The following is a 25,928-nucleotide window of genomic DNA, read 5'->3' on the forward strand; positions in this document are numbered from 1 at the left end:
AGGTTATGCTGAACAATTTGTCCAAAAATTCGGATTAAATTTGCAATCTACCAAATCACTATTTAAAAATTGAAACCAAAGGCCAAAATGTTGAATCATGGGAAGCCGTGTCGACTAGCGAACTACCAAACAGCGTCGCCAATAACTTGCCAGGCTAATCGGTTTCAAATCAGTGGTTGGCGGTAATTGGCCGCGGCCAGCTGACCGTAATCTTTTGGTCGCACCTTTTATATTGGAACCAAGTCACGTCAGTTTAATGGTGATTGCGTAGTGAGTTCTATGGTAACCAGTCGAGTCTGGGACAAAACTTTCGGATACTGATCAGTTGCCGCTTCCGGTCAGTAGTAATTCCAGTAGTCGTGGCGACCGCTCTTTGGCGCCAGCTGGTCCCGGTACGAGGAACACTTTAACTTGCTGCCGGCCAACGTTCGAAGACTTTTCCCAGACTCATGTCTTTCAGTAATAAGTGAGCTGGCGCTGCATCCTAGTTGATTGGCCAACAAGCGCTAGTTACCGCCCAATCGCCAACACACCTTTCCTACATATAATATGGAAGAAAATTCGTACCCCCGGTCACTAAAAGGAGCGGTAGGTTTAGAAGGGTCAACTTTGGCACCTAAATCCCGCCCATGCGATAATAATAATAGTAATTATTGCGAAAAATGGGCATAATTGCTGTTAATTTGTGCTAAAAGAGTTACAATAATTTGCGTGAGTCTTGTAAAGATGGTTGACAAAGCCACCTTTTTTCTGTAAATTAGATTGTTGCACTTTACACCGCATATATTTTTAGTGAAGGGAAGCGTGTTGATGCTTAAAATAGCGAAGGGTCGGATTTCATACGGCGCGGTCATTGGGGCATTCTTATTCATGGTTGTCCAAGTTATCGCGACGCTGAACCTGCCTAGTTTGACGTCGAACATTGTGAACAATGGGGTCGCCAAAGGGGACATTAGTTACATCTGGAAAATCGGATTTGAAATGATCGGGTTTTCATTACTGTCAGTAGTGGCAGCGTTTGGTAACGTTTTCTTAGCGGCACGTTCTTCACAACAATTAGGGAAGAATTTACGTTCAGATATTTATCGGAAGGTCATCCACTTTTCAAATGATGAATTTGACAAAGTGGAAACTTCTTCATTAATTACCCGGACAACTAACGACGTGGTCCAGATTCAAAACGTGGCGATGATGGCCTTGCGGATGATGATTATGGCGCCAATCATGTTAGTCGGGGCGAGCTTTTTAGCTTATACGAAGAGTCATGAATTAACTTGGATCTTCGTTGTTTCGATTCCAGTGTTATTGATTTTCATCGGGATTATCATGGCCTTTGCCATTCCATTGTTCCGCGCGATGCAAACTAAAACCGACCGGATTAACTTAGTTTTCCGGGAAGGTTTGACGGGGGTCCGGGTTATTCGGGCATTCCGGCAAGATAAGTTTGAACAAGATCGTTTTGAAGTCGCTAACAAAGATTACACGCAAAACTCCATTAAAGTTAACACGATTGTCGCGTTAGCGTATCCGGTCATGACGTTAATCATGAGCGGGACCAACGTGGCCATCGTCTGGTTTGGTGGTCAGTTGATTAGTAGTCAAACGATGCAAGTCGGAAACATGATTGCGTTTATGACTTACGCGATGCAAGTTTTGATGAGTTTCATGTTATTGGCAATGGTCTTCGCCTTGATTCCACGGGCAGCCGCTTCCGCATCACGGATTCAAGAAGTCTTGGATATTGAAACTAAAATCAATGACCCTGAAACTCCAGCTGAGTTACCGGCGACGACCGACCATGATTTGAAATTTGAACATGTCGATTATCGTTATCAAAGTGCGGAGCAGTTGGCATTAACCGATATTGATTTTGAGGCGCATTCTGGTGATACCGTGGCGATTATCGGGGGAACTGGGGCTGGTAAAACAACGTTAGTTAACTTGATTCCACGGTTCTATGATATTGAAAACGGGCATATCAAACTTGACGGTGAAGATGTGCGTGATGTTAAAACCGCGGACTTACACAAAGCCGTTTCATTCGTGCCCCAAACAGCCACGCTGTTTACTGGGACGATTCGCGATAACTTAAAATTCGGGAATGAAAATGCCACCGACGACGAAATTTGGCACGCGTTAGAAATTGCGCGTTCGACTGATTTCGTGCAAGAAGAAGGCGGCTTAGACGCGCACGTTGAACAAGGTGGGGGTAACTTCTCCGGTGGACAACGGCAACGACTCGCCATTGCGCGGGCGTTAGTTAAGCGCGCGGCCGTATATGTCTTTGATGATTCGTTCTCCGCGTTGGACTTTAAGACCGATGCGCAATTACGGGCCGAATTACGCGAAGATAAACAAATTCAACAAAGTGTGGTTGTCATTGTGGCGCAACGGATTGCTACGGTGGCCGATGCTGACTTGATTCTAGTTTTAGATAACGGGAAGTTGGTCGGTAAAGGGACCCACGCTGAATTAAAGGCTAATAATGAAGTTTATCAAGAAATTATGAAGTCACAATTACGAGAGGAGGATCAACTGTAATGAGCGAAAAGAAAAACGATACGCCCCAAGCAGCACCGCGGCATCATGGCCCTGGTGGTGGCCCGGGCTTAGTTGAAAAGCCTAAAAGCTTTTGGAAAACAACTTGGCGTTTGATGCGCTACATGTCTGACCGGTGGGTCGGTTTAGCCATCGTCATGATTTTTGCCATTGCTTCCGTGATCTTCCAAATTCGGACGCCAAAGATTTTAGGTAAAGCGACGACCGAAATTTATAAAGGGATTATGAAAGGTGCGGCGCAACAAAAAGCCGGTATTTCGCAATCGGGCTATCCGATTAACTTTGAAAAAATTGGGCAAATTATCGCGATTGTTATTTTAATGTACGTCGCGTCCGCGTTGTTCAACTTTATTCAACAATTTATCATGACGCGAATCTCACAAGGCACCGTTTATAAATTACGACGGTCTTTCAAGGGCAAGATGCAAAATGTGCCGATTAATTATTATGATACCCATTCCAATGGGGATATCATGAGTCGGGCCGTCAATGATATGGATAACATTGCCAACACCTTGCAACAAAACTTAACCCAGGCAGTCACGAGTACCGTCACGTTTGTCGGGACCATCTGGATGATGTTAACGATTAGTTGGAAGTTAACCTTGATTGCGTTAGTCACGATTCCATTGAGTTTAATCGTGGTTGGCGTCATTGCTCCGAAGTCGCAAAAATTCTTCGGCGTGCAACAAAAGAGTTTAGGGTTGTTGAACAACCAAGTTGAAGAAAATTATGCCGGTCACGTGGTCATCAAGAGTTTCAACAAGGAACAAGATGCCATTGACGACTTCGAAGAACAAAACGAAAACTATTATCAATCCGCATGGAAGGCCCAATTTATTTCGGGGATTATCATGCCGCTGATGATGTTTTTAAACAATATTGGTTATGTGTTCGTTGCCATTATTGGTGGGATTGATGTGGCCAATGGGCATGTTACGTTAGGGAATATCCAAGCGTTCTTACAATATACCCAACAGTTCTCACAGCCAATCTCACAATTAGCGAACTTGTTGAACACGATTCAATCCACGATTGCGTCAGCCGAACGGGTCTTTGAAGTCTTAGACGAAGAAGAAATGAAACAAACTCATTCTGACTTACCAGCCGAAACCGATACGGATAACTTGATTAGTTTGGAACATGTGCAATTCGGGTATACCGATGACGCCTTGTTAATGAAAGACTACAACTTAGACGTTAAGGCCGGACAACAAGTTGCCATTGTCGGACCAACTGGGGCCGGGAAGACGACCATCATTAACTTGCTGGAACGTTTCTATGACATCAAGGGTGGGTCCATCCGTTTGAATGGTGTCGACACCCGGGACTTGAGTCGCGAAGACTTACGCTCGCATTTTGCGATGGTCTTACAAGATACGTGGTTATTCACCGGTTCGATTTATGACAACTTGAAGTATGGGCGTGAAGAAGCGACGGAAGATGAAATTTACGCCGCTGCCAAAGCTGCCCACGTGGATGATTTTGTCCGGAAGTTGCCAGATGGTTATGACACGATCTTAAACGAAGAAGCGTCGAACATTTCACAAGGGCAACGGCAATTATTAACGATTGCCCGGGCCTTTGTGGCTGACCCTGAAATCTTGATTTTGGATGAAGCAACGAGTTCAGTTGATACGCGGACCGAAGTGCATATTCAACATGCCATGGAACGCTTACTCAAGAACCGGACGAGTTTCGTGGTTGCGCATCGACTTTCAACGATTCAAGGTGCTGACAACATCATCGTTATGAATCATGGTTCCGTCGTTGAAACCGGGACGCATGAAGAGTTGATGGCGCAAAACGGCTTCTATGCGGACTTATATAACAGTCAATTCAGCGGTAACATTAGCCAAGACTAAAGGAGGATGTCCAAGTGTATCGAAAAACAACAACGATTGTCGCGGCCGGCGTCCTAGCTTTAGTGCTGGCCGGCTGTGGCTCATCGAAAATGACCACGACTAAAACAACGTATCAAGGTAACGGTTTAGTGGCAGCGGTCAAAGGCCATGCCAATACCAAAACTGTTTCTTATAAGATTGACGGGGCTAAAGCTAAAAAGGCGACGGTCCACGATAATACCTTCGTCATCCAAGTCCCAACGACTACCGCGCGTCAAACGGTGAAGTTGACGGCTGGGAGTGACAACCAAACGGTGCATATCAAAGCGGCGAAAAGCTTGTTTACCTACAAGAAGCTCGTCAACACGTATAACAATGCGTTGATTGCTTCTAAGATGACGACTAAGCAACAAGCTGCCGCTAAGAAGCTCCAAACGCAAGCGGCCAGTTTGAAAAAAGAACAAGCCACCATCCAAGCTAACGTCAAAAAGGCGAAAGCCCAAATCGCCGCTGGCGGGACGAGTGCCGTCACTGGCGCCAAGACCTTGCAAGCGCAACAAACGGCGGCCGCTAAGCTCCAAACCGAAGCGGCCAGCTTACAAGCGAGTCAAAAGACCGTGGCCGCAGCGATGAAGACGGCTAAAGCCAAAGTGAAGGATGACTTGTTACCAACCAAAACACCTAGAGGGATTAGCAACGTGGTGACGACTAACGACTACAAGCTACGTTTGAACGTGCAGTCGGGTGACGTCATGGGGGCAGCCTTGATTGTGCCAACCACGGCCTTCAAGAGCACCACGCGTTCTAAGAACTTCGGGACGGCCTTCGCATTACTTGCCAGCACAAGTGGTGCCAACGCCAAAAACGTCACGAAACAATTCAAGAAAGAAACCAAGAGCAACAATAGCAGCACCACGACCATCGATCCGATTTATTCGAAGGGCGTGAAGTTCAGCATTGGGGTCTCAACTTCCGACTTGTACATCTTTATGACTAAATAATGTTGTAATGCTTAAAGCACGAACTCGCAAAAAGAGTTCGTGCTTTTTTGTTGCGTTGGTCGCTGTCAGCCACTTGGGTGTCGCACCGTGGGGCAGACCTCGGGCCATAGGGCGGTCCCGAGGGCGCTTTGATGCCCCACCGAAACCCGTTGTGGGTCATCAAAGTCGGCCCCCATAAATGACTGGAAAATCACCAGCCATTTATGGCGACACGGTGCGACACCCAAGTGGCTGACGGCTCCGGCAATATAGTAGTTGTAATGAACGGTAGGTGCTGGGGTGAACTTGTTTGTGACATTGGGGAGTTGTTTTAGCCCCCTTAATTGCTCAATGTATAATAGGATTTGCGATACAGGTGAATGCTAGTTGACGTGATTTCAAAATATTAGTGAACTGTCGTACATGAAATTTGATTGGTTATTTGTGAAACTGGATATTAAATGTTGGGGGGACTTGAATTCGACTGTTGGTTCAATTTAGCCGGTCGCTACTAGGCAGTGCAGCGCCCGTGGGACCGCTTTATGGCCCGCGGTCTGCCCCACGGCGTACTGCCTAGTAGCGACCGACGGCAATTAACGCCAACCAACAAGCACAAAAAAACGGCCGCACCAAGGCGACCGATTACTAATTATTCGAATGATAATTCTAAGAAATACATGTTTTTGCTTGGCAGATGCGCCGTCGAGACCCAGACTTCGTGGTAGTTCGGGACTTTCTTTTCCGTGTAGTCGAAGAAGAAGTCCAAGATATTACCGTTTTTAGCGACGAAGTCTTCTTGGAAACGATTGACGAGCAGTTTGTTATCGGGAAAATAAATTTCAGGATTAGCAACTTTGATCCGGTCGGGGATCGCCATCCGCACCACGTTGGTGTATTCCGGAGTGGTGAAGGTGATTTCGGCCGGATGATGGACAATATAGAACATCACATTATAAATTGAATCTGAATTACTTGCCACGACGAACCATTCCTTTATTGAAGTTATTATCATTATACCAAATTTACCGGAAATGACAGCATTTGTTTGCTTAGCCCCTTGACAAATCTCTCATAGACTATTAATCTTTTAATTAAATTCCAATTAACAAAAGGAATAAATTACATATAAAGGAAGTTGAATCGCATGGCAGACGTACAATTAGACTGGAATAACTTAGGATTCAAGTACCGGGACCTCCCATATCGTTATCGCGCTTATTGGAAAGATGGCGAATGGTATAAATCAGAATTAACCGGTGATGCCACTTTACATATTAGTGAAGGTTCAACCGCCCTCCATTATGGTCAACAAGATTTTGAAGGCTTAAAAGCTTACCGGACCAAAGACGGTAGCGTGCAATTATTCCGTCCGGACCGTAATGCGGCGCGGATGCAAACGAGTTGTGAACGCTTATTGATGCCTCAAGTACCCACGGACATGTTTGTCGATGCCGTTAAACAAGTCGTTCGGGCTAATCAAGACTATGTGCCACCATATGGTACTGGTGCGACGTTATACTTACGGCCATTAATGATCGGGGTCGGCGGTAATATTGGGGTCCATCCGGCCGAAGAATATATCTTCACCGTTTTCGCCATGCCAGTTGGGAGTTATTTCAAAGGCGGGATGACGCCAACCAACTTCACCACGTCGAACTATGACCGGGCCGCGCATAAAGGGACCGGAGCTTATAAAGTTGGTGGGAACTACGCCGCTAGCTTATTCCCCGGGCAAGAAGCCCATTCACACGGTTATTCGGACTGTGTCTACTTAGATCCGGTAGAACATAAAAAGATTGAAGAAGTCGGTTCCGCCAACTTCTTTGGTATCACGAAAGACAATACGTTCGTCACACCGAAGTCACCATCCATCTTGCCATCCGTCACGAAGTATTCGTTACTTTATTTAGCGGAACACAAATTTGGCATGCAGACCGAACAAGGCGACGTCTACATTGATGACTTAGACCGTTTCGCGGAAGCGGGCGCTTGTGGGACTGCGGCCGTAATTTCGCCAATCGGTGGTTTGGAACACAACGGCAAGTTACACGTCTTTTATAGTGAAACGGAAGTTGGCCCCGTTACTAAGCAGCTTTATGATGAATTAACTGGGATTCAATTTGGCGATCGCGAAGCGCCAGAAGGTTGGATTCAAAAAGTTGAACTCGATTAATTAAATATTGACTAATGATGCGAAGGACACTGGCTACGGCTGGTGTCTTTTTTTTGTAGTTTATCTAAAACATTCAGGAAAAGCTATCACTCATCATCAAAGACGACTAAACTAAAAGATAGCAGTTTAGAGAGAAGCGGGTGCAGAGATGGCGTTTGAACAATCCAAACAAGTAATTCAACAAATGGTCGCAGCGGGGGTGATTCCGGGGGCCAGCTATGCCGTGATGCATGGTCAAGCAATTCAAGCGGCGCAAGTGGGCGTGGCTCAGTTACAACCCACTGAAAAGCCGTTATGGCCGCATGCGCTATATGATTTGGCGTCCGTGACTAAAGTTGTCGGGACGACCACGTTGGCGTTACAACTCATGGCTGCGGGGCAACTCGATATTAAACGCCCGGTCCATGACTATTTACCAGCCTTCAAAAATCGACAGGTCACGATTTTAAATTTAATGACGCATACGAGTGGCCTGAGTGGTTATATTCAAAATCGAAACGCGTTACCGGCAGACCAATTATTGGCTGCCATTCAAGCGTTACCCGTAAGCGCGGCTAACTTGAATCATCGTGTCGTCTATACGGATTTAGGGCTAATCTTGACGGGCCTAATTATCGAACAATTGGTGGGAGAACCAATTCAGGATGCCATCACTAAACGGGTATTGACGCCCTTACAGCTACCGGATGCGACGTTTACGCCGCAATCAGCATTAGCGGTACCCACGACATATTCACCACAAGCGGGTTTACGCCAAGGGGTCGTCCATGATCCGAAAGCAGCTGTGTTAGGGGCCCACTGTGGTTCGGCGGGGTTATTTGCCAGCACCGCCGACTTAATTAAGTTCGCCCAATTAATGCTGGGCCAAATTGATGTGCCGACCGTCTTAGACCAAACCACGATTGCCAGTTTGTATCATGATTGGACACCGAATCATGAATTACGGCGGAGTTTTGGCTGGAATTTATGGCGGCGAGGTGAACAGCGGCCCCCGGTCATTTTTCACACGGGTTACACGGGCACGCTATTCATGCTCGACCGCCAAAGTCAGTCGGCGTTAGTCTTTCTATCCAACCGGGTCCATCCGACCGTGCGCAATAGTGAGTTCTTACCGGCACGGCGGCGATTGATTGCCGCGTGGTTGGCGGATACGGATAAATTTTAACTGAGCTGTAATTAATGGTGAATTTGGAATTGTCGTTGTGAGTCAGCATTGGAAATGTGGTACTACTTCGATATAATCGCGAAAGTAGTGATTAATTGGTCTGCTATCAGTAACTTGGTTGTGACGGGGAGGCTGATTGAAAATGGGTTCGAAGTTAAGCCATTTCTTTAGGTTGCGTTTTGGATGACTAATAGTGATAAGCTAGTTAGTTGTTGACGCACCAATATTTGAAAAGACTTTGTTGTCATATGTATGGCCATAAAAATAGAAAAAGGAAACGGGGGCTTGATGAAATTTTAACTTTATCAGGTGCTCGTTTTTGAGTTGAGTTCCAGCTTTTTTGCGTCAAATTGGGGGCGCTTTAATTTCAAATGACGCGTTGGTTCGCTGTATGACAGGCAATTAGTGAATTCCTCAAATAAACCGGTTTCACAACCGCTTTCATTTATGCTAAACTTTAACTATCAAAACTGAGTAGGAGTGTGTGCATTCAATGAGTGAACCTTATTTCTTAAAACCCGTTTTTCACGAAAAAATCTGGGGTGGTACTAAACTAAAAGATGATTTTGGCTATGATATTCCTAGTGATCATACTGGTGAATGCTGGGCCATTTCAGCACATCCCCATGGTCCTGCGACCGTTGAAAATGGGCCATATGCTGGCATGACGTTAGATGACGTTTGGGCACAACACCGCGATGTTTTTGGCAATGCCCAAGGCGACGTATTCCCATTATTGACGAAGATTTTGGATGCTAGTGAAGACTTATCTGTGCAAGTGCACCCCGACGATGCCTATGCGGCGAAACATGAACACGAACTTGGGAAGACTGAATGCTGGTATGTCATTGCGGCTGAACCAGGCGCAACCATGATTTACGGTCATTACGCCAAGAGTCGTGAACAATTGGCTGAATGGATCAACAACGGTGAATGGGACAAGTTATTACGCCGTGTGCCGGTTAAACCTGGCGACTTCTTGTATGTGCCATCCGGGACGATTCATGCCGTTGGTAAAGGTATCATGGTCTTAGAAACGCAACAAAGTTCTGACACGACTTATCGGTTATATGACTGGGACCGGGTCGACAAGACAACTGGTCAAAAACGTGAATTACACTTACAACAATCTATTGATACGACCAATGTCCCACATCAAGATCCCGACTTGGATATTACGGAAACTCAAGTGGGTGATGCCACGGTTACTAAATACGTGCAATCCCCATTCTTCGGGGTTTGGCAATGGCGTCTAACTGATGGCCAAGCAACGTTCAATCGTGGCAAAGCGCCATATACCTTGGTTTCAGTTTTAGATGGTCAAGGGAGCATCACCGTTGATGGGCAAGATTACCCATTGAAGAAGGGGGTCCACTTCATCTTGCCATTCGATGTTAAGCAATGGACCTTGAAGGGCGATTTACAAATCATCGCTTCAGAACCTGGTGAAAAAGCTTAATTAGTTCAACCCCTTAAATTATAAGGGCGAGTGATACGCGATGCTTGCGCGTATCACTTTTTTTGCCTAAAAAGCTGATTTTATCAGGTTAGTGTAATCGGTATCAAAAACAGGGTATTACAATTGGTTATGACTTTGAGGGCTTAACTAATTATTGGCGAACGTCTTTGCTTGTCGGTAGTAACTGTGTAAGATATATTGCAACTGGAAAGGTGGTAGTGATGATGTCAGTGCAACTTAAGCAAGTCGGTTCAGAAAGAATTCTCCCAGTGCCTAGTCATATCAAACCACGCGCGTCGGAATATGAAGTCTATCAAAATCGTGATGACCAACTAATCTATACGCCTAAAACAGTCAATATATTCTTAGATGATGCGTTTGCGGCGATGCATGATTTCACCCAAACTGAAGCCGTGAGCCATTTCAATCAGCGCGAGTGGCGTGTGATTAGACCCAAAATAATCGCATGGGGCCGGCTTGATTGTATGGATTAGTGATCATAAAAGAAACAGCTTTGGCGTTATTTTATGCAAATGCGATAATGTATGTATAAAATAGCGACAAATGATTTTGTGATTGGTTTGTGGTCAATCCCGAAATTACGACAAAATAACGCCCATCGAAGTTGATAATCATTCAACTTCGATGGGCGTCATTTTGTATGACTGAATGTTATGGTTTCACAACCACGTTTTTAGTCAAATCTTCAGTTAACTTATCCAAGGCATCAAAGTTACCGTCCGGATACTTGCGTAATAAGGATAGTTTTAAGATGCGCTTAGCTAAAGCTTCGTTGCGGGCAAGAATCGGGCCGTGGAAGTAGGAGCCAAAGGTGTTTTTGTAAATCACACCTTCCGTGGCATCCTGACCGTTATTCCCATTACCTTGCACCACTTTGCCGAGTGGGCGTTCGCCGTTACCGAGGAACGTGGTCCCGTTGTGGTTTTCAAAGCCGTAATACGTTTGGCCGGTTTCTTCGTTTTCAATCGTGATATTACCGATGAAACGATTGTGGTCTTGGCTCAACGTATAGTGGTCTAAAGCGCCGATGCCGGCAATCTTTTCACCGTCGGCCCCAATGTAGTAGTGACCTAACATTTGAAACCCACCACAAATGGCTAAAAAGGGGCCGCCGTTTTCGATATATTCGGTTAACGGCGCTTTTTTAGTTTGTAAGTCTTTGGAGACGATGGTTTGTTCATAGTCTTGACCACCGCCGAAGAGGACAAAGTCATACTTGTCGGGGTCAAAGGCATCATCCAAGCTAATCAAGTCAATGTCAATGGTGGCGTCAACGGCTTGGGCGTAGTAACGCATCGCCAAAATGTTACCGATATCGCCGTACGTGTTCATCAAATCACCATAGAGATGCGCTGCTTTTAAGGTATAGGTCATCTTAATTCATCCCCCCATCAATCAAACCTTGGCTGGCCAACTGTTTACGCAATTGGAGCATCGCCGTATAAGTGGCGACCACGTAAACTTGTTTGGTTGGGAGCTTTTGGATTTCGTCGGTCATGTTGGTCAAGTCGGGGACAATGGTTAACTTGTCTTCCGGCACGCCGGCGACTTTCAAGCGGAACGTAATGTCGCGATAGCGTTCACCACCACTAATGTAGGCGGGGACGTTCATCTTGGGCAAGTTTTCAAAATCGCCATCCCAAATCCAACTTGTGTCGATACCGTCGGCGTAGTTCGCGTTTAAGAGCGCAGCGAAAGAGAACGGCCGGTCATCGGTACTGATCATTTGTAAGACTTGGTTTAACCCGACTGGATTCTTTACCAAAATCAAGGTGACATCTTTATCACCAACATGGAAAATTTCTTGGCGACCAAAGACTTGTTCGTCGTTGTCGCTCAAGGCGTGGGCAATCTTCTTCGGATTGACGTCCATAAAGCGCCCCACGGCAAAGGCAGCCAGCGCATTATAAATATTATATTGGCCCCCAATATTTAAGTGCATCGCTTGACCGTTGATTTCAAAGTCTGACGAGGTGGGGGTCATATTTGTCAAAGCGTTGAGCTTATACGTGAGTTGTGGGCGTTCAAAACCACAATTTGGGCAATAATACTTGCCCATGTTGCTGTACGTCCGCGCGTGATAGCGCAAAATGTGTTGGCAATTCGGACATAACAAGCCATCCGTATTGGCGGGGGCTTGTTGGTCATGGTCGGCTTCGTAGTCGAATCCGTAATATAAAATTGGGTTCGGTAATTTTTTCGAGTTAAATAACGGTAAGTCCCCATTGGCAATAATGGTGGCTTCAGGTGCCAAGGCGACGCCGTCTAAAATCTTTTGATAAGTGGTATAAATTTCGCCATAGCGGTCCATTTGATCACGGAAGATATTCGTGAAAACAAACGCTTTGGGCGTAATATATTTTGTGACCATGATAACGTTAGCTTCGTCGACTTCTAAGACGGCCAAAGGTTTTTGGTGCGCTTTGGGGGCGGTCAGAAAAGTCGTGACGATGCCTTGTTTCATATTAGAACCACTGGGATTCGTCAAAATATCGGGGTATTGTTCCCGCAAAACCTTAACCGTTAAAGCGGTCGTTAAAGTCTTACCGTTAGTACCCGTGATGACGATGACGTCATAGTTTTTAGCGAGATGTTTTAAAATCGCTGGATCAAGTTTTAAGGCTAACTTGCCGGGGAGGGAACTACCCCCGCCGCGAAAGGTGTGTAAGAACCAGTACGCGGACTTACCCGTCCAAGTGGCCAATAGGCTGTTGATAGACATAGTTATTTGGACCCCTAACTGTTAAATTCGTGGCACGGACACTTGGTCCTACTCTTAAGGTATTTTATACTGAACGCTCTTAAAAGAAAAGCGATTCTATCGCAACGACGACCGTTTTATGAAATGATTAATGAGTTTTCACAACTCACAGCTGAAATTCACGGGCAAATCAGCTATAATTGATTAGAAATGTGTAAAAAAAGGGGACCGAGCAATTTGGCACAGTTATTTTTCCGATATGGCGCGATGAACAGCGGTAAAACCATCGAAATTTTGAAAGTGGCCCATAATTATGAAGAACAAAACAAGTCCGTGATTATTATGACGAGCGGCTTAGATAATCGCGATGGCGTCGGCTATGTTGCGAGCCGCATTGGCTTAAAACGCGAAGCGATTCCCGTTTTTGATGAGACCGACGTTTTTGAGGTCGTCAATCATACGAATCCGGATGCGGCCTGTGTCTTAATCGACGAAGCCCAATTTCTAAAGAAGCATCATATTTTAGAATTGGCCCACATTGTTGACGACTTGAAGATCCCAGTCATGACTTTTGGCCTGAAGAATGATTTCCGTAACGAATTATTCGAAGGTAGTAAATACTTGTTACTGTATGCTGATAAGATTGAAGAGATGAAGACGATTTGCTGGTTCTGCCGCAAAAAAGCCATCATGAACTTGCGCTTCCACGATGGTAAGCCAGTTTATGAAGGCGAACAAGTACAAATTGGGGGCAATGAAGCTTATTACCCCGTTTGCCGTCGTCATTACTTCTATCCGCCGAAATTAACAAAGTGAGGAATTAACGATTTATGGATAAGTTTTTTGATAAATTACAAGCCGTCGCCGACCGGTATGAAGAACTCGGCGAACTGTTGAGTGATCCGGAAGTTATCGCGGATAGCCAACGGTTCATGAAGTTATCCAAAGAAATGGGTAACATTCGTGAAACGGTTGAAAAATACAACCAATATAAAGATGTCACCAGTCAAATCGACGAAAACAACGAATTGTTGCACGAAAAGTTAGACGATGATATGAATGCGATGGTCAAAGATGACCTTAAAAACTTGAATGCTGAAAAGGATGATTTGGAACATGAAATCACCTTATTAATGTTGCCACAAGACCCTAACGATGATAAAAACATCATCATGGAAATCCATGGGGCCGCTGGTGGGGACGAAGCGAGCTTGTTTGCCGCCGATTTATTCAACATGTATTCTAAGTATGCTGAAAACCAAGGCTGGAGTGTCGAAGTCGCTGACCGCAACGAAACTGAAGTTGGTGGGTTCAAAGAAATCGTCTTGATTATTTCGGGGAATAAAGTTTATTCTAAACTGAAATATGAAAGTGGCGCCCACCGGGTTCAACGGGTCCCAGTCACGGAATCCGCTGGTCGGGTGCATACGTCTACGGCGACCGTCGGGGTCATGCCAGAGGCCCAGGATGTCGATATCGATATCAACCAAAAAGATATTCGGACCGATGTCTTTCGCTCATCTGGTGCCGGTGGTCAGCATATTAACAAGACGTCTTCCGCGGTCCGGATGACCCACTTGCCAACCGGGATCGTCGTGTCGATGCAAGACCAACGTTCACAACAACAAAACCGGGCCAAAGCGATGGAAATCTTACGCGCCCGGGTCTACGACTATTACCAATCACGGGAACAAAACGAATATGATTCTGAACGGAAATCGGCCGTTGGTACCGGGGACCGGTCTGAACGCATTCGGACGTATAATTTCCCACAAAACCGGGTTACTGACCATCGGATTGGCTTAACGTTAAATAAGCTTGACCGGGTCATGAACGGTGAATTAGGTGAAATTATCGATGCGTTAGTCTTAGCGGATCAAACTAAGAAAATCGAGCAATTATCTAATGACTAACCGGCCGAATCAGCCGACGTATTTTGAAGCCCAGCAATGGGCTTCTTTTTGTCTAAAAGCGGCGGCGTTACCAACCGATAGTGCCCGATTCTTATTGCTAGGCATTACGCAGCTCGACCAAACTCAGCTGTTAATTCATTATCGCGACCGGTTACCAACGACACAATGGCAAGCCTTTGCCATGGCCATTGACCGCGTCGTCGCTGGTGAACCGGCGCAATATGTACTCGGCCGCGCGCCATTTTACGGCTTAGAATTGACCGTCAATCCAGCCGTGCTCATTCCACGAGTGGAAACTGAAGAGTTGGTGGATTGGGTCTTGACCGATGCGACCGGGCAGGCGGCCGAAAAAGTGCTCGATGTCGGTACTGGTTCTGGGGCGATTGCCTTAGCACTTAAACATGAGCAACCGACATGGCAAGTGACGGCCAGCGATATTTCAACGGACGCCTTAGCAGTCGCCCGCGGCAATGCCGAACGCTTAGGAATAGCGGTCGACTTTCATCAAAGTGATTTACTCGCACAAGTGCCGGCGACGCGCTATGATGTGATTGTCAGCAATCCACCGTATATCGCGACGACCGAAAAGCCGGCGATGGATGCCAACGTCATTGATTACGAACCGCACTTAGCGTTATTTGCCGACCACGCCGGTTTAGCCCTCTATGAGCAACTGGCGCAAACGGTCCAGGCGCACTTAGCGGACCATGGCCGGCTCTATTTAGAGTTCGGCTACCATCAAGGCCCACAAATTAAACAGCTCTTTCAACAAGCCATCCCAGCCGCCGAAGTCACGCTCCGCCAAGACATGGCCGGCCACGACCGCATGTTACGTATTAGCTTGTAGGAACTTGCCGCCGATGGTTCTGCGCGGTGGTGCGCCGTGGGGTAGACCTGGGGCCAAAGTGCGGTCCCCAGGGCGCTTTGGTGCCTGACCAAAATTCGCTGTCAGTCACCAAAGTCGACCCCGACAAGCTGTTGGCCAAAAACGCCAACAACTTGTCGCGACACGGCGCACCACCGCGCAGAACCACCGGCTCGTGTCAGCAACGCGTGTTAATGGGCATACCCATACTTGATTGGTATTGGTGAACAAGCGATTGTGTGGGCTGTCAGGCATACGGTGCAGTAGTTAACGATTAGGCTCTGAAGGATGGTGCCCAACGTTAAAATTGTGACACTACTTAATTGAGATTAAAGTAAATAAATTAGATATGATTGTGATGATAGTCGGAAGCCAGTTGCCCGGGCGTGGTGTCGATGTCCTTAGCGGGTGTTTTTTAGCCGCTTAGGACATGCGCCGTGTTGGTAGACTTGTGGTTTTTGCAGGGCTGCCAACCGCTCTGGAGACCGCTTTTTGGCTCCAGAGGTGTGCCACCACGTGCGGGCAACTGGCTGGAGACGGCAATCAAGAACAATCGTCATACCAAAGAAGGATTGATAACGATTATGGAAACTAAAGTATTCAAATCAAATGAGGTGGCCGCCGCGGCGAAATTGATTGCTGCCGGTGAGTTGGTCGCTTTTCCGACTGAAACGGTGTACGGCTTAGGGGCCGATGCAACCAATGTCGCCGCTGTTAAACAAGTATATGTGGCGAAAGGGCGGCCGAGTGATAATCCGTTAATCGTCCACGTCGCGGATGTGGCGACGGTCGAACGGTTTGCACAGCCCTTAAGTGCAGCTGCTCAGAAATTGATTAAAGCCTTTTGGCCCGGCCCATTGACGATGATTTTTAATTTGCAGCCCGGGGCCTTGGCGCCGGAAGTGACTGGTGGTTTAACAACGGCGGCTTTTCGTAACCCAAATAATGAAGCCACGTTGAACTTGATTCGTGAAGCCCACACGCCAATTGTGGGGCCATCGGCGAATACGTCTGGGAAACCTAGCCCAACGACGGCGGAACATGTGTTGCATGATTTGAACGGCAAGATTGCCGGCATCTTAGATGATGGTGCGACCCAAGTTGGGGTAGAATCGACTGTCTTAGATATGTCTGGCGACCAACCCGCTATCTTGCGGCCCGGGGCAGTGACCGCCGAAGCGATTGAAGCAGTCATTGGTGAAACGGTACTGACGGAACAACATCATGTTGGTGCTACCGAAGTTCCGAAGGCGCCCGGGATGAAATACAAACATTATGCGCCGAACGCACAAGTTTATATCGTGGATCAACCGACCGATTGGCCCGCCGCATTAAAATGGGCGGCTAGTCAAAGCGTGCCGATGGGTGTCATGGCGACTGATGATATTTTGCTTAACAATCAGTTACCCGCCAATTGCGAACAATTCTCGCTCGGAACTGATGTAAAGTCCGCCAGTCGCGAACTTTTTGCCGGCTTGCGGCATTTTGATACTGAGACTGAAATTAAAGATATCTTATGCTCAGCTTTCGAAAACAAAGGATTAGGCGCGGCCTACATGAATCGGCTAAATAAGTCTGCCGGCCAGACCCATTTTAGTGTATAATAATTGCAATCGGGAAAACCCGAATGTTGTCACTTCGAAATGGAGGAGAATTATTCATGAGTTACCAAGAACAAGATCCAGCAGTTTGGAGCGCCATTAGTAAGGAACAAGCGCGTCAACAACATAATATTGAGTTGATTGCGTCAGAAAATATCGTTTCTAAAGGCGTCCGGGCCGCACAAGGCAGTGTTTTAACGAACAAGTACTCTGAAGGCTACCCTGGTCATCGTTTTTATGGTGGTAATGAATTTATCGACCAAGTCGAACAACTCGCGATTGACCGCGCCAAGGAATTGTTTGGTGCCGAATATGCGAACGTTCAACCACACTCGGGTTCTCAAGCTAACGCGGCGGCTTATATGGCCCTCATCCAACCGGGCGACCGTGTGATGGGGATGTCCTTAGATGCTGGTGGGCATTTGACCCACGGCTCTAGTGTTAACTTCTCTGGTAAACTGTATGATTTCCAAGGTTACGGCTTAGACCCTGAAACCGAAGAATTAGACTATGATGCCATTTTGGCGCAAGCTAAGGAATTTCAACCAAAATTGATTGTGGCGGGGGCGTCAGCATACAGCCGCATCATTGACTTCAAGAAGTTCCGCGAAATTGCGGATGAAGTGGGGGCCTTACTCATGGTTGATATGGCCCATATCGCTGGGTTAGTGGCGGCCGGGTTACATCCAAGTCCTGTACCATATGCCGATGTCGTTACGACAACGACCCATAAGACTTTGCGGGGACCCCGTGGTGGGATGATTTTAGCCAAGGAACAATACGGCAAGAAAATCAATTCGGCGGTCTTCCCAGGCAACCAAGGTGGTCCTTTAGATCACGTCATTGCCGGTAAAGCGGTGGCATTAGGCGAAGACTTACAACCGGAATTCAAAGTGTACGCCCAACAAGTTATCGACAATGCCAAAGCCATGGCCGCCGTCTTTAACGATTCAGATGTCGTGCGGGTCATTTCTGGTGGGACCGATAACCATTTGATGACTTTAGATGTGACGAAGTCCGGGTTAAATGGGCGCCAAGTTCAAGATTTATTGGACACGGTTTACATTACGACGAACAAAGAAGCGATTCCTAACGAAACTTTAGGGGCCTTTAAGACTTCTGGAATTCGGTTAGGGACGCCAGCAATTACGACGCGCGGTTTCGATGAAGCTGATGCGGCTAAAGTTGCGGAATTAATTTTACAAGTTTTAAATGATCCTGAAAATCAAAGTAATTTAGATGACGTTAAAGCGCAAGCGATGGCTTTGACGGCTAAACATCCAATTGATGTTGACTAATAAGTAAGCGAAAGTCGTCTGCTGGACGGCTTTTTTGCTGACTGTAACGCGTCGTTGTAAAGATTGGTGAAGTTGATTATTGCCGCAGTTGGCCGACCGTAATTCCAGCGTTCTGGGACCGGTCCAAGCCTGAGAAGCGGTCTTGGACTTCGCTTTTGAGCCTGAAATCCAAGTCTCAAAAGCGTCCGTGGTGTAAACGGGCTAAAAACGGCCGAACTAGTGGCACTTGCACGGCAACTGCCATTGCGACTGACTCATAACTGAATTGAGCTTGTAATGAGCCAAAGTAGTACTATTCCAATGTATGCGCAAAAACGGGGATTAATCGGTACTTCAGTTAATATGGTCGTGGTTGGTCTGCTGATTGGAAATCGGGTCGCAGTTAAAGTAGTTTTACCGACGCTTGGAAAAAATTCGTCACAACTTTGTGAATTGTCTGTGTGATGATTATTTTCATGAAAGAACAGTTAGAAATATTATTTTAAATATATTAAACCGTTTTATCGCCAAAAAGCCGAACTTTAATTGTGCAAAATGCGATATTCTTGCGGCGGTCCCGAAAGAGTCACAACACCAATACGGACGATGGACAAAAATATTCGGAAACGCTGACGAAAAAACGTTACTTTTCAATGACTAATCCGCAAGAGGTCTAGTTTTTTCACGATAAATTAGCTACAATAGAAAGAAATCACTAAGGAGCGTGCACAGTAACATGGGTAAGTTTGAAGTATTGAATCATCCGCTCATTCAACATAAGTTAACAATTATTCGGGAAAAAGATTGCGGGACGAAGGTCTTCCGCGAAATGGTCAACGAAATTTCAACGTTGATGGCTTATGAAGTTTCCCGCGATATGCCTTTGAAGGATATCGAAATTGAAACGCCAATCACCAAGACGACGCAAAAGACGTTGGCTGGTAAGAAAGTGGCGATTGTGCCAATCTTACGGGCTGGCTTAGGTATGGTCGACGGGTTCTTAAACATGATTCCCGCCGCTAAAGTTGGTCACGTCGGCATGTACCGTGATGAAAAGACGTTAAAACCCGTGGAATACTTTGTGAAATTACCAAGCGATATTTCCCAACGGCAATTATTCGTGGTTGATCCAATGTTAGCCACGGGTGGTTCCGCGATTATGGCGATGGATATGTTGAAGAAACGTGGCGCAAGTAACATTAAGTTCATGTGCTTAGTGGCCGCTCCAGAAGGCGTTAAAGCGCTCCAAGCTGCGCACCCAGATATCGACATCTACACGGCCGCCCTCGATGACCATTTGAATGAAGATGGCTACATCGTTCCTGGTTTAGGCGATGCTGGTGACCGGTTATTCGGGACTAAATAAGTTATTTGAAAACAACTACTGCTCGTATTTGGCGAGAGTAGTTGTTTTTTTGTTGAATACAAATTGTTGGGTTTGCCGCTGCTGACTGACCGTAATTCCAGCTGCCATGGGGACCGGTTCAAGCCTGAGGAACGTCTTGGACCTCGCTTTTGAGCCTGAAAGCAAGTCTCAAAAGGCGTCCGTGGTGTAAACGGGATGAAAATCAATCCCGTTAACGCCACCCACATGGCGGCTTCCATTACGGTCAGCCAGCAGCTGAATAACTTTTACAATCACAAGCGAGGTCGGCGAGTCGATTTTGAGTTCGAAAAATAGTGGCTGATATTGTCAGTGACGCAACTCCAGCAGGGGATATGGCAGGACTTGCTGACGAACTGCTCATGTGAAGCAGGTACAATTAATTGATAATGCCTGATTGTTGTATATTCTGGTGAAGATAGGGAATACGGCTTGCATACATACTTTCAAAGCTTATTGTGTCATAAAGGCTTAGTTTATTGTTATGAACGTATTATGAAAGGGATGAAATGGATTTATATAAAGATAATTGTTAAAAATTGTTCGTATCATTGGTTCATTCAAGTAACCGTAAAGCTTTAAATAACAATATTTAGCCATGTTTTTAACAACCATGACTGGAATTAACGGGCAACTTTAGATATTTAACAGATTTTTATTTTTATCGTAAAAGAAAAAGGTTATAATATTCGTTGAAAAGAAAGGAAGTATTATTGATGCAAACTTCAAAGAAATTAGTTTCAGGTTTATTAGCTACGGTTACGGCCGTTTCCTTATTCGCCCCCGTAGCCTTAGGTTCAAATAACTCCACGGCCGATGTGGCCCAAGCTGCCACAACTTCCGTTAGCTTAAAGGCTAATGGGGTTAACAGCAGTGCTAAGACGGTCACTGGGACCGCTACTAAGGGTGCGACCGTTACGGTTTACGCTAAGGCTGGTGCTAAGAATGCCCGGGCCGGGAAGAGCAAGATTGCTTCAGCGACCGCATCAAAGAAGACTGGTAAGTTCACGGTCAAATTACCAAAGACTTACAAGAAGGGTACCAAGTTATACGTTTATGCCACTTCTGGCAAGTACGCTTATAGCTACCGCATCTTAACGGTTACGGCTGCAGCTACTAAGAAGACTACGACGACTAAGAAAACGACGACTACTAAAAAATCAACGTCAACCACGTCATCAAAGTCAACGAGTACCTCAGTTAGTTTAACCACTAATGCCGTAACTAGCAGTGCCAAAACGGTTACTGGGACCGCCACTAAAGGCGCTACTGTAACGGTTTACGCTAAGGCTGGTGCTAAGAACGCCCGCGCTGGAAAGAGCAAGATTGCTTCTGCAACGGCTTCAAAGACGACTGGTAAGTACACCGTTAAATTACCAAAGACTTACAAGCAAGGCACTAAGTTATATGTCTACGTTACTTCAGGCAAGTACGCTTACATGTACCGCATTGTTACCGTAACGGCGCCAGCTGCTAAGAAGACGACGACTAAGACCACAACTGCTAAAAAAGACTATGGTACGGGTAGCAGCTTAACTGGAACTTGGAAGTCATCAAGCTATAAAGGCTACTACACGAAGTGGAACTTAACGAGTGGTAAGAAGATCACCGTTAAGCGTTACAAGTCTGGTGCCGCTACTAAGACCTTGATTTCAGGGACTTACACGGCCAGCTCAAGCAACAAGCACTTATGGAAAGTTAACATCAAGAACGGTAGCAAGAAAGAAACAGTTTACTTCCGCTTCTTGAGCAGCAGCAAGTTCTACATGGTCAACAGCAAGAACCAACGCGTCAAGGAAAACCTTGGCCAAGGCGCTGCTTACTTCACGTTCAACAAAGTTACCACCTCAAGCACGGTTAACTTCTAAAGTTAAGCCAATCGCTTCGGAAACGGTCCGCAAATCTTGTCAGTCCGACAAGGTGGCGGACCGTTTTTTCTTGTTTGGTAAAATTGATATTGCCGTTGTGAGTCAACAGCAATTCCAGTAGCCGTGGCGACCGGTTCGAGCCAAAGAGCGGTCTCGAACCTCACTTTGAAGCTCGGCCAGACCCGCCAATCTTCAAAGATGTCGGTGCCGTAAGTCCGGCAAAAAGCGGCCGAACTAACGGCACTTTCACGGCAACTTCCATTGCTGCTGACTCACAACTAAATTGAGCTTACAATGAGAAAACGTGGTGCCGCTTTGAGTAATTGAGAAAATTATTATTAATTGGTCTTATCAGTAGCTGGGATGTGTCGGGGATACTGATTGCCGATTATCGGTAACGAAAACACGATGTCGAGCGCGTCATTTCATATGACTAACTGAGAATAAAAAAGCGTTGCCGAAGATGTCATTAGGTCAGGTCTATCACAAATAACGTTAAGAGGCCTTTCCTGATGTTGGTTATTGTCACCCGAGTATACGCACAACAGTTATCGGCAAACGACCAGAATTAAGAAAGTACCACGTTAAGCCGTAGCGGTTTTTAAAGGGGGCAACTAGGTACCGCGCTGATATAGTTGTGAAAATAGTGGTCAATTGTTGGTTGAATACTCACGTGTTGAATAAATAAATGATAACCACATTAGATTGTTAGGTCACCCTTAATCAACCCTTTCCCGGTTTAGCTAACCATGTTACAATTAGTTCATAAATTCACATAACGTGAAATTACATTGGAGGAATGACAGATGAAAACACGTGCAATCACCGCCATGACGACGATTGTCATGCTAACGTCGGGCTTAGTTGGGTGTGGGAACTCAAATACGACGAAAAAGAGTAGTAGCAGTAGTACGACGAGCAGCAAAAAGACAGCGGTTACTTCGGGGGCGTCGAAGACCCAATACTCGTCAATGAAAGACTTAAAATCCAAGTATGATGTGATCATCATCGGGGCTGGGGGCGCTGGGATGTCAGCGGCTTTAGCGGCTAAAGAAAAGGGCTTAAAACCCGTTATCTTGGAAAAGATGCCAGTTGCCGGTGGGAATACGTTGAAGGCGTCATCGGGGATGAACGCTTCCGAAACATCCGTGCAAAAGAAGGCCGGTATCAAAGATTCCAACGAGAAGTTTTATCAAGAGACGTTGGCGGGTGGTCACGGGACTAACGATAAAAAGATGCTACGGTTCTTTGTGAACCATTCCGCAAGTGCGGTTGATTGGTTGGACTCAATGGGCATCAAACTCACTAATCTAACCATTACTGGTGGGATGAGTGTCAAACGGACCCATCGCCCAGCGGATGGTTCAGCAGTCGGTGGTTACTTAGTCAGTGGATTGCTTAAAAATGTGAAGAAGCAAGCCATTCCGATTTACGTTAACGCCGATGTCACGAAAATCAACGAAAGTGCTGGTAAAGTGTCGGGGGTCAAAGTGACCTTTGACCAAGATAAGACTAAGACGATCAGTTCCAAGGCCGTTATCGTGACGACCGGGGGCTTCGGTGCTAGCAAGGCGATGATCAAGAAATATCGGCCGGACCTCGTTAAATACGTGACGACCAATCAAGCTGGGAGTACCGGTGATGGGATTAAGATGATTACCGCGCTCGGCGGTTATACCGTGGATATGAATAAGATTCAAATTCATCCAACGGTTTACCAAAAGCCACCATACTTAATTGGTGAAGCGGTGCGGGGTGAAGGTGGCATCTTGGTTAACCAAGGTGGCAAACGTTTCACTAACGAGATGGGAACGCGCGATGTCGTTTCAGCAGCCATTAACAAGCAAGCCGGCAAAGATGCTTATGTCGTCTTCGATGGCGGTGTTAAAAAACGTGTGACGGCGATTAACCAGTATGAAAAGAAAAAGATGGTCGTCAGTGCCGATACGGTGGCCGGCTTAGCTAAGAAGTTAGACATGGATGCTAGCACGTTGCAAGCGACCATGAAAACTTGGAATGACGATGTTAAGGCTAAAAAAGATACGGCCTACAAACGGACGACGGGGATGGACCATCAACTTAATACACCGAAGTATTATGCCATCAAAGTGGCCCCCGGGATTCACTACACGATGGGTGGCGTTAAGATTAATCCGCAAACTGAAGTGTTGAAGAAGTCGGGCCAAACGATTCCGGGGCTATATGCGGCTGGGGAAGTTACCGGCGGCCTACATGGTGATAACCGAATTGGCGGGAACTCGATTGCCGAAGTGGTTATTTTTGGTCGGCAAGCCGGGACGCAAGTTGCTAAGTATATCAAATAGGGTCAGCATAATTTGATGGTGGCGCACATTGGTCACGGGACGCTTAGTGATATTTTGGGCCGATCCGACACGCTATAATGGTAGAAACTTTTATTTTTGCTTATAAATTTGTTTGACTAACGGCCTAACTATGGCCTCATATCGACGCATAACGGTCGTAATACATTCATTCGGCAAAATTAATATAAGCGCTTGAGTTTTTCTTTCCATTATATAGGGCCCAATTGTTTGGGAAATCAGGTAAATAAGTTAACTTAGATTGTTGACAAGTTATCGGGTAACGAGTATTCTAAATTCAATTAAACAGTTCCTTTAATTTAGCTCAGAGAGGCTGAAAAGGATTCGGACGTTCCCCGGCTACGGGTGAACGTTATTCGGACAGACCAGCCACTTTGAGTGGGGGCCTGTCTTTTCTTTTGGAAAAAATATCAAAGGGGTGCGTTATGCAGAAGAAAACGGCGTTTCATAATGATGATGTCGTCTTAGATATTCATGATCGACCGAAATTTGGTAGTTGGTTAGGGCTTTCGATTCAGCATTTATTTTCCATGTTTGGCTCAACCGTCTTAGTGCCAATCTTAGTCGGTTTGAATCCGGGGATTGCGTTATTCAGTTCCGGGGTCGGGACGTTAATGTATATTTTAATTACCCGGCATAAAATTCCCGCGTATATGGGGTCCAGCTTTTCATTCATCGTGGTCATGCAGTCGTTAATGAAGACGGCCGGCTATCCCGCGATTGCCCAAGGGACGATCGCCGTCGGGTGTGTTTACTTATTAGTGAGCTTATTAGTTACCTTGATTGGTTCCGACTGGATTGACAAAGCTTTACCACCGATTGTCGTGGGGCCGATTGTCATGGTTATCGGGTTGTCATTAGCTGGAACTGCGGCTAAAGACGCCACGATGAACAATAACGTCTACGATTTACGCTACTTTGCGGTTGCGATGATTACGATGATTTTAACGGTCATCTTCAATATGTATTTACGCGGCTTTATGAGCTTAGTGCCGATCTTATTAGGAATCGTTAGTGGCTATATTGTCGCCGTTTTGTTTGGCGTCGTCAACTTTACGCCAGTCATGCAAGCCAAATGGTTCGCGTTACCCGATTTTCAAATTCCATTTTTAACCTATCATCCGGGAATTTATTGGGGGGCCATCATCAGTATGGCACCAATTGCGTTTGTCACCATGTCCGAGCACATGGGGCATATTATGGTACTGAATAAATTAACGAAGCGGAATTTCTTTAAAGATCCCGGTTTGAACCACACCTTAGCTGGGGATGGGACCGCTTCAATTATTGCCGGTTTCGTCGGGGGCCCGCCCGTCACATCTTACGGTGAAAATATTGGGGTGCTTGCTATCACGCGGGTTCATAGTATTTATGTCTTAGCAGGGGCGGCCTTTTTTGCCATTATCTTTAGTTTCGTTGGCAAGTTGTCCGCGTTAATTCAAAGTATTCCGTCACCAGTTATTGGTGGGGTCAGTTTCTTACTTTTCGGGGTCATTGCTTCCAGTGGGATGCGGATTTTAATTGATAATAAAATTGATTTTAATCAAAAGCGGAATTTAATGATTGCTTCGGCTGTACTCGTTATCGGAATTGGTGACGCCTATTTACAAATTAATAGCTTCACGTTTAGTGGCTTGGCGGTCGCTACCGTGTTAGGAATCACAATGAACTTAGTGCTACCAAAGACGGCGGTTAACGAGAAGTAAGCACCAATAAAAAATGTAAAAGGTAGATTGCAAATTTAATCCGAATTTTTGGACAAATTGTTCAGCATAA

Annotated in this window: 19 protein-coding genes; 16 read left to right on the top strand and 3 right to left on the bottom strand. The window is 46.0% G+C overall.

What is annotated here, in order from left to right:
• The first annotated feature begins 810 nt into the window (after positions 1-810).
• Genes DY78_RS00560 through DY78_RS00570 form a run of 3 tightly spaced genes read left to right on the top strand, consistent with a single transcriptional unit; the run spans position 811 to position 5,404 of the window.
• Positions 811-2,541, top strand: a complete 1,731-nt coding sequence (locus DY78_RS00560) for an ABC transporter ATP-binding protein (protein ID WP_024625202.1) — start codon at positions 811-813, stop codon at positions 2,539-2,541.
• On the top strand, positions 2,541-4,424 hold the full coding sequence (locus DY78_RS00565; protein ID WP_024625203.1) for an ABC transporter ATP-binding protein: 1,884 nt from the start codon (positions 2,541-2,543) through the stop codon (positions 4,422-4,424). Before DY78_RS00560 ends, DY78_RS00565 begins: the two co-directional genes overlap by 1 nt.
• Positions 4,425-4,438: 14 nt before the next feature.
• Positions 4,439-5,404, top strand: coding sequence for a hypothetical protein (locus DY78_RS00570; RefSeq protein ID WP_024625204.1), 966 nt, complete (start codon positions 4,439-4,441; stop codon positions 5,402-5,404).
• Between the two features lie 628 nt (positions 5,405-6,032).
• Here DY78_RS00570 and DY78_RS00575 read toward each other — a convergent pair.
• Positions 6,033-6,362 carry a hypothetical protein gene (locus tag DY78_RS00575; protein WP_024625205.1) on the bottom strand — a complete coding sequence of 110 codons (330 nt, stop codon included), beginning with the start codon at positions 6,360-6,362 and terminating at the stop codon, positions 6,033-6,035.
• Positions 6,363-6,527: 165 nt separating this feature from the next.
• On the opposite strand from DY78_RS00575, the gene DY78_RS00580 reads away from it, so the two are divergent.
• The 4 genes from DY78_RS00580 to DY78_RS00595 all read left to right on the top strand — a co-directional run bounded on the left by DY78_RS00580 (position 6,528) and on the right by DY78_RS00595 (position 10,674).
• On the top strand, positions 6,528-7,556 hold the full coding sequence (locus tag DY78_RS00580) for a branched-chain amino acid aminotransferase (RefSeq protein ID WP_024625206.1): 1,029 nt from the start codon (positions 6,528-6,530) through the stop codon (positions 7,554-7,556).
• 148 nt (positions 7,557-7,704) lie between these two features.
• Entirely contained in the window at positions 7,705-8,721 is a 1,017-nt protein-coding gene (locus tag DY78_RS00585) for a serine hydrolase domain-containing protein (RefSeq protein WP_024625207.1), read from the top strand.
• A 493-nt stretch (positions 8,722-9,214) separates the two neighbouring features.
• A complete protein-coding gene (gene manA, locus DY78_RS00590) occupies positions 9,215-10,180 on the top strand; it encodes a mannose-6-phosphate isomerase, class I (protein ID WP_024625208.1) in 966 nt (321 codons plus the stop codon).
• A gap of 224 nt (positions 10,181-10,404) precedes the next feature.
• On the top strand, positions 10,405-10,674 hold the full coding sequence (locus DY78_RS00595; protein WP_024625209.1) for a hypothetical protein: 270 nt from the start codon (positions 10,405-10,407) through the stop codon (positions 10,672-10,674).
• 178 nt (positions 10,675-10,852) lie between these two features.
• Here DY78_RS00595 and DY78_RS00600 read toward each other — a convergent pair whose 3' ends face one another.
• Positions 10,853-11,575: a type 1 glutamine amidotransferase gene (locus tag DY78_RS00600; RefSeq protein WP_024625210.1), complete on the bottom strand. Its 723-nt coding sequence runs from the start codon at positions 11,573-11,575 to the stop codon at positions 10,853-10,855.
• A 1-nt stretch (position 11,576) separates the two neighbouring features.
• Positions 11,577-12,923, bottom strand: coding sequence for a Mur ligase family protein (locus DY78_RS00605; protein ID WP_024625211.1), 1,347 nt, complete (start codon positions 12,921-12,923; stop codon positions 11,577-11,579).
• Positions 12,924-13,139: 216 nt separating this feature from the next.
• Here DY78_RS00605 and DY78_RS00610 point away from each other — a divergent pair, with 216 nt between their 5' ends.
• From DY78_RS00610 to DY78_RS00650, 9 genes are all read left to right on the top strand, one after another.
• Positions 13,140-13,718: a thymidine kinase gene (locus DY78_RS00610; RefSeq protein WP_024625212.1), complete on the top strand. Its 579-nt coding sequence runs from the start codon at positions 13,140-13,142 to the stop codon at positions 13,716-13,718.
• A 14-nt stretch (positions 13,719-13,732) separates the two neighbouring features.
• The gene (gene prfA, locus DY78_RS00615; RefSeq protein ID WP_024625213.1) at positions 13,733-14,815 is read left to right on the top strand and encodes a peptide chain release factor 1; all 1,083 of its coding nucleotides are present in this window, start codon (positions 13,733-13,735) and stop codon (positions 14,813-14,815) included.
• Positions 14,808-15,662, top strand: a complete 855-nt coding sequence (gene prmC, locus DY78_RS00620) for a peptide chain release factor N(5)-glutamine methyltransferase (RefSeq protein WP_024625214.1) — start codon at positions 14,808-14,810, stop codon at positions 15,660-15,662. The genes prfA and prmC overlap by 8 nt, the downstream gene beginning before the upstream one ends.
• A 602-nt stretch (positions 15,663-16,264) precedes the next feature.
• Positions 16,265-17,284, top strand: a complete 1,020-nt coding sequence (locus DY78_RS00625) for an L-threonylcarbamoyladenylate synthase (protein ID WP_024625215.1) — start codon at positions 16,265-16,267, stop codon at positions 17,282-17,284.
• 56 nt (positions 17,285-17,340) lie between these two features.
• Positions 17,341-18,579 carry a serine hydroxymethyltransferase gene (glyA, locus tag DY78_RS00630; RefSeq protein WP_024625216.1) on the top strand — a complete coding sequence of 413 codons (1,239 nt, stop codon included), beginning with the start codon at positions 17,341-17,343 and terminating at the stop codon, positions 18,577-18,579.
• Between the two features lie 715 nt (positions 18,580-19,294).
• Entirely contained in the window at positions 19,295-19,924 is a 630-nt protein-coding gene (gene upp, locus DY78_RS00635) for a uracil phosphoribosyltransferase (protein ID WP_024625217.1), read from the top strand.
• A gap of 734 nt (positions 19,925-20,658) precedes the next feature.
• Positions 20,659-21,810: an Ig-like domain-containing protein gene (locus tag DY78_RS00640; protein ID WP_056993483.1), complete on the top strand. Its 1,152-nt coding sequence runs from the start codon at positions 20,659-20,661 to the stop codon at positions 21,808-21,810.
• An 806-nt stretch (positions 21,811-22,616) separates the two neighbouring features.
• Positions 22,617-24,134: a flavocytochrome c gene (locus DY78_RS00645; protein WP_024625220.1), complete on the top strand. Its 1,518-nt coding sequence runs from the start codon at positions 22,617-22,619 to the stop codon at positions 24,132-24,134.
• Positions 24,135-24,577: 443 nt separating this feature from the next.
• Positions 24,578-25,858: a uracil-xanthine permease family protein gene (locus tag DY78_RS00650; RefSeq protein ID WP_024625221.1), complete on the top strand. Its 1,281-nt coding sequence runs from the start codon at positions 24,578-24,580 to the stop codon at positions 25,856-25,858.
• Positions 25,859-25,928 lie beyond the last annotated feature (70 nt).

Source organism: Lactiplantibacillus fabifermentans DSM 21115, assembly GCF_000498955.2.
Classification (GTDB): Bacteria; Bacillota; Bacilli; order Lactobacillales; family Lactobacillaceae; genus Lactiplantibacillus; species Lactiplantibacillus fabifermentans.

Excerpts from the sequence above, each read along its gene's own strand:
- DY78_RS00560 (WP_024625202.1), top strand. The coding sequence starts at position 811 with ATGCTTAAAATAGCGAAGGGTCGGATTTCATACGGCGCGGTCATTGGG.
- DY78_RS00565 (WP_024625203.1), top strand. The coding sequence starts at position 2,541 with ATGAGCGAAAAGAAAAACGATACGCCCCAAGCAGCACCGCGGCATCAT.
- DY78_RS00580 (WP_024625206.1), top strand. The coding sequence starts at position 6,528 with ATGGCAGACGTACAATTAGACTGGAATAACTTAGGATTCAAGTACCGG.
- DY78_RS00585 (WP_024625207.1), top strand. The coding sequence starts at position 7,705 with ATGGCGTTTGAACAATCCAAACAAGTAATTCAACAAATGGTCGCAGCG.
- manA (WP_024625208.1), top strand. The coding sequence starts at position 9,215 with ATGAGTGAACCTTATTTCTTAAAACCCGTTTTTCACGAAAAAATCTGG.
- DY78_RS00595 (WP_024625209.1), top strand. The coding sequence starts at position 10,405 with ATGTCAGTGCAACTTAAGCAAGTCGGTTCAGAAAGAATTCTCCCAGTG.
- DY78_RS00600 (WP_024625210.1), bottom strand. The coding sequence starts at position 11,575 with ATGACCTATACCTTAAAAGCAGCGCATCTCTATGGTGATTTGATGAAC.
- DY78_RS00605 (WP_024625211.1), bottom strand. The coding sequence starts at position 12,923 with ATGTCTATCAACAGCCTATTGGCCACTTGGACGGGTAAGTCCGCGTAC.
- prfA (WP_024625213.1), top strand. The coding sequence starts at position 13,733 with ATGGATAAGTTTTTTGATAAATTACAAGCCGTCGCCGACCGGTATGAA.
- prmC (WP_024625214.1), top strand. The coding sequence starts at position 14,808 with ATGACTAACCGGCCGAATCAGCCGACGTATTTTGAAGCCCAGCAATGG.
- DY78_RS00625 (WP_024625215.1), top strand. The coding sequence starts at position 16,265 with ATGGAAACTAAAGTATTCAAATCAAATGAGGTGGCCGCCGCGGCGAAA.
- glyA (WP_024625216.1), top strand. The coding sequence starts at position 17,341 with ATGAGTTACCAAGAACAAGATCCAGCAGTTTGGAGCGCCATTAGTAAG.
- upp (WP_024625217.1), top strand. The coding sequence starts at position 19,295 with ATGGGTAAGTTTGAAGTATTGAATCATCCGCTCATTCAACATAAGTTA.
- DY78_RS00640 (WP_056993483.1), top strand. The coding sequence starts at position 20,659 with ATGCAAACTTCAAAGAAATTAGTTTCAGGTTTATTAGCTACGGTTACG.
- DY78_RS00645 (WP_024625220.1), top strand. The coding sequence starts at position 22,617 with ATGAAAACACGTGCAATCACCGCCATGACGACGATTGTCATGCTAACG.
- DY78_RS00650 (WP_024625221.1), top strand. The coding sequence starts at position 24,578 with ATGCAGAAGAAAACGGCGTTTCATAATGATGATGTCGTCTTAGATATT.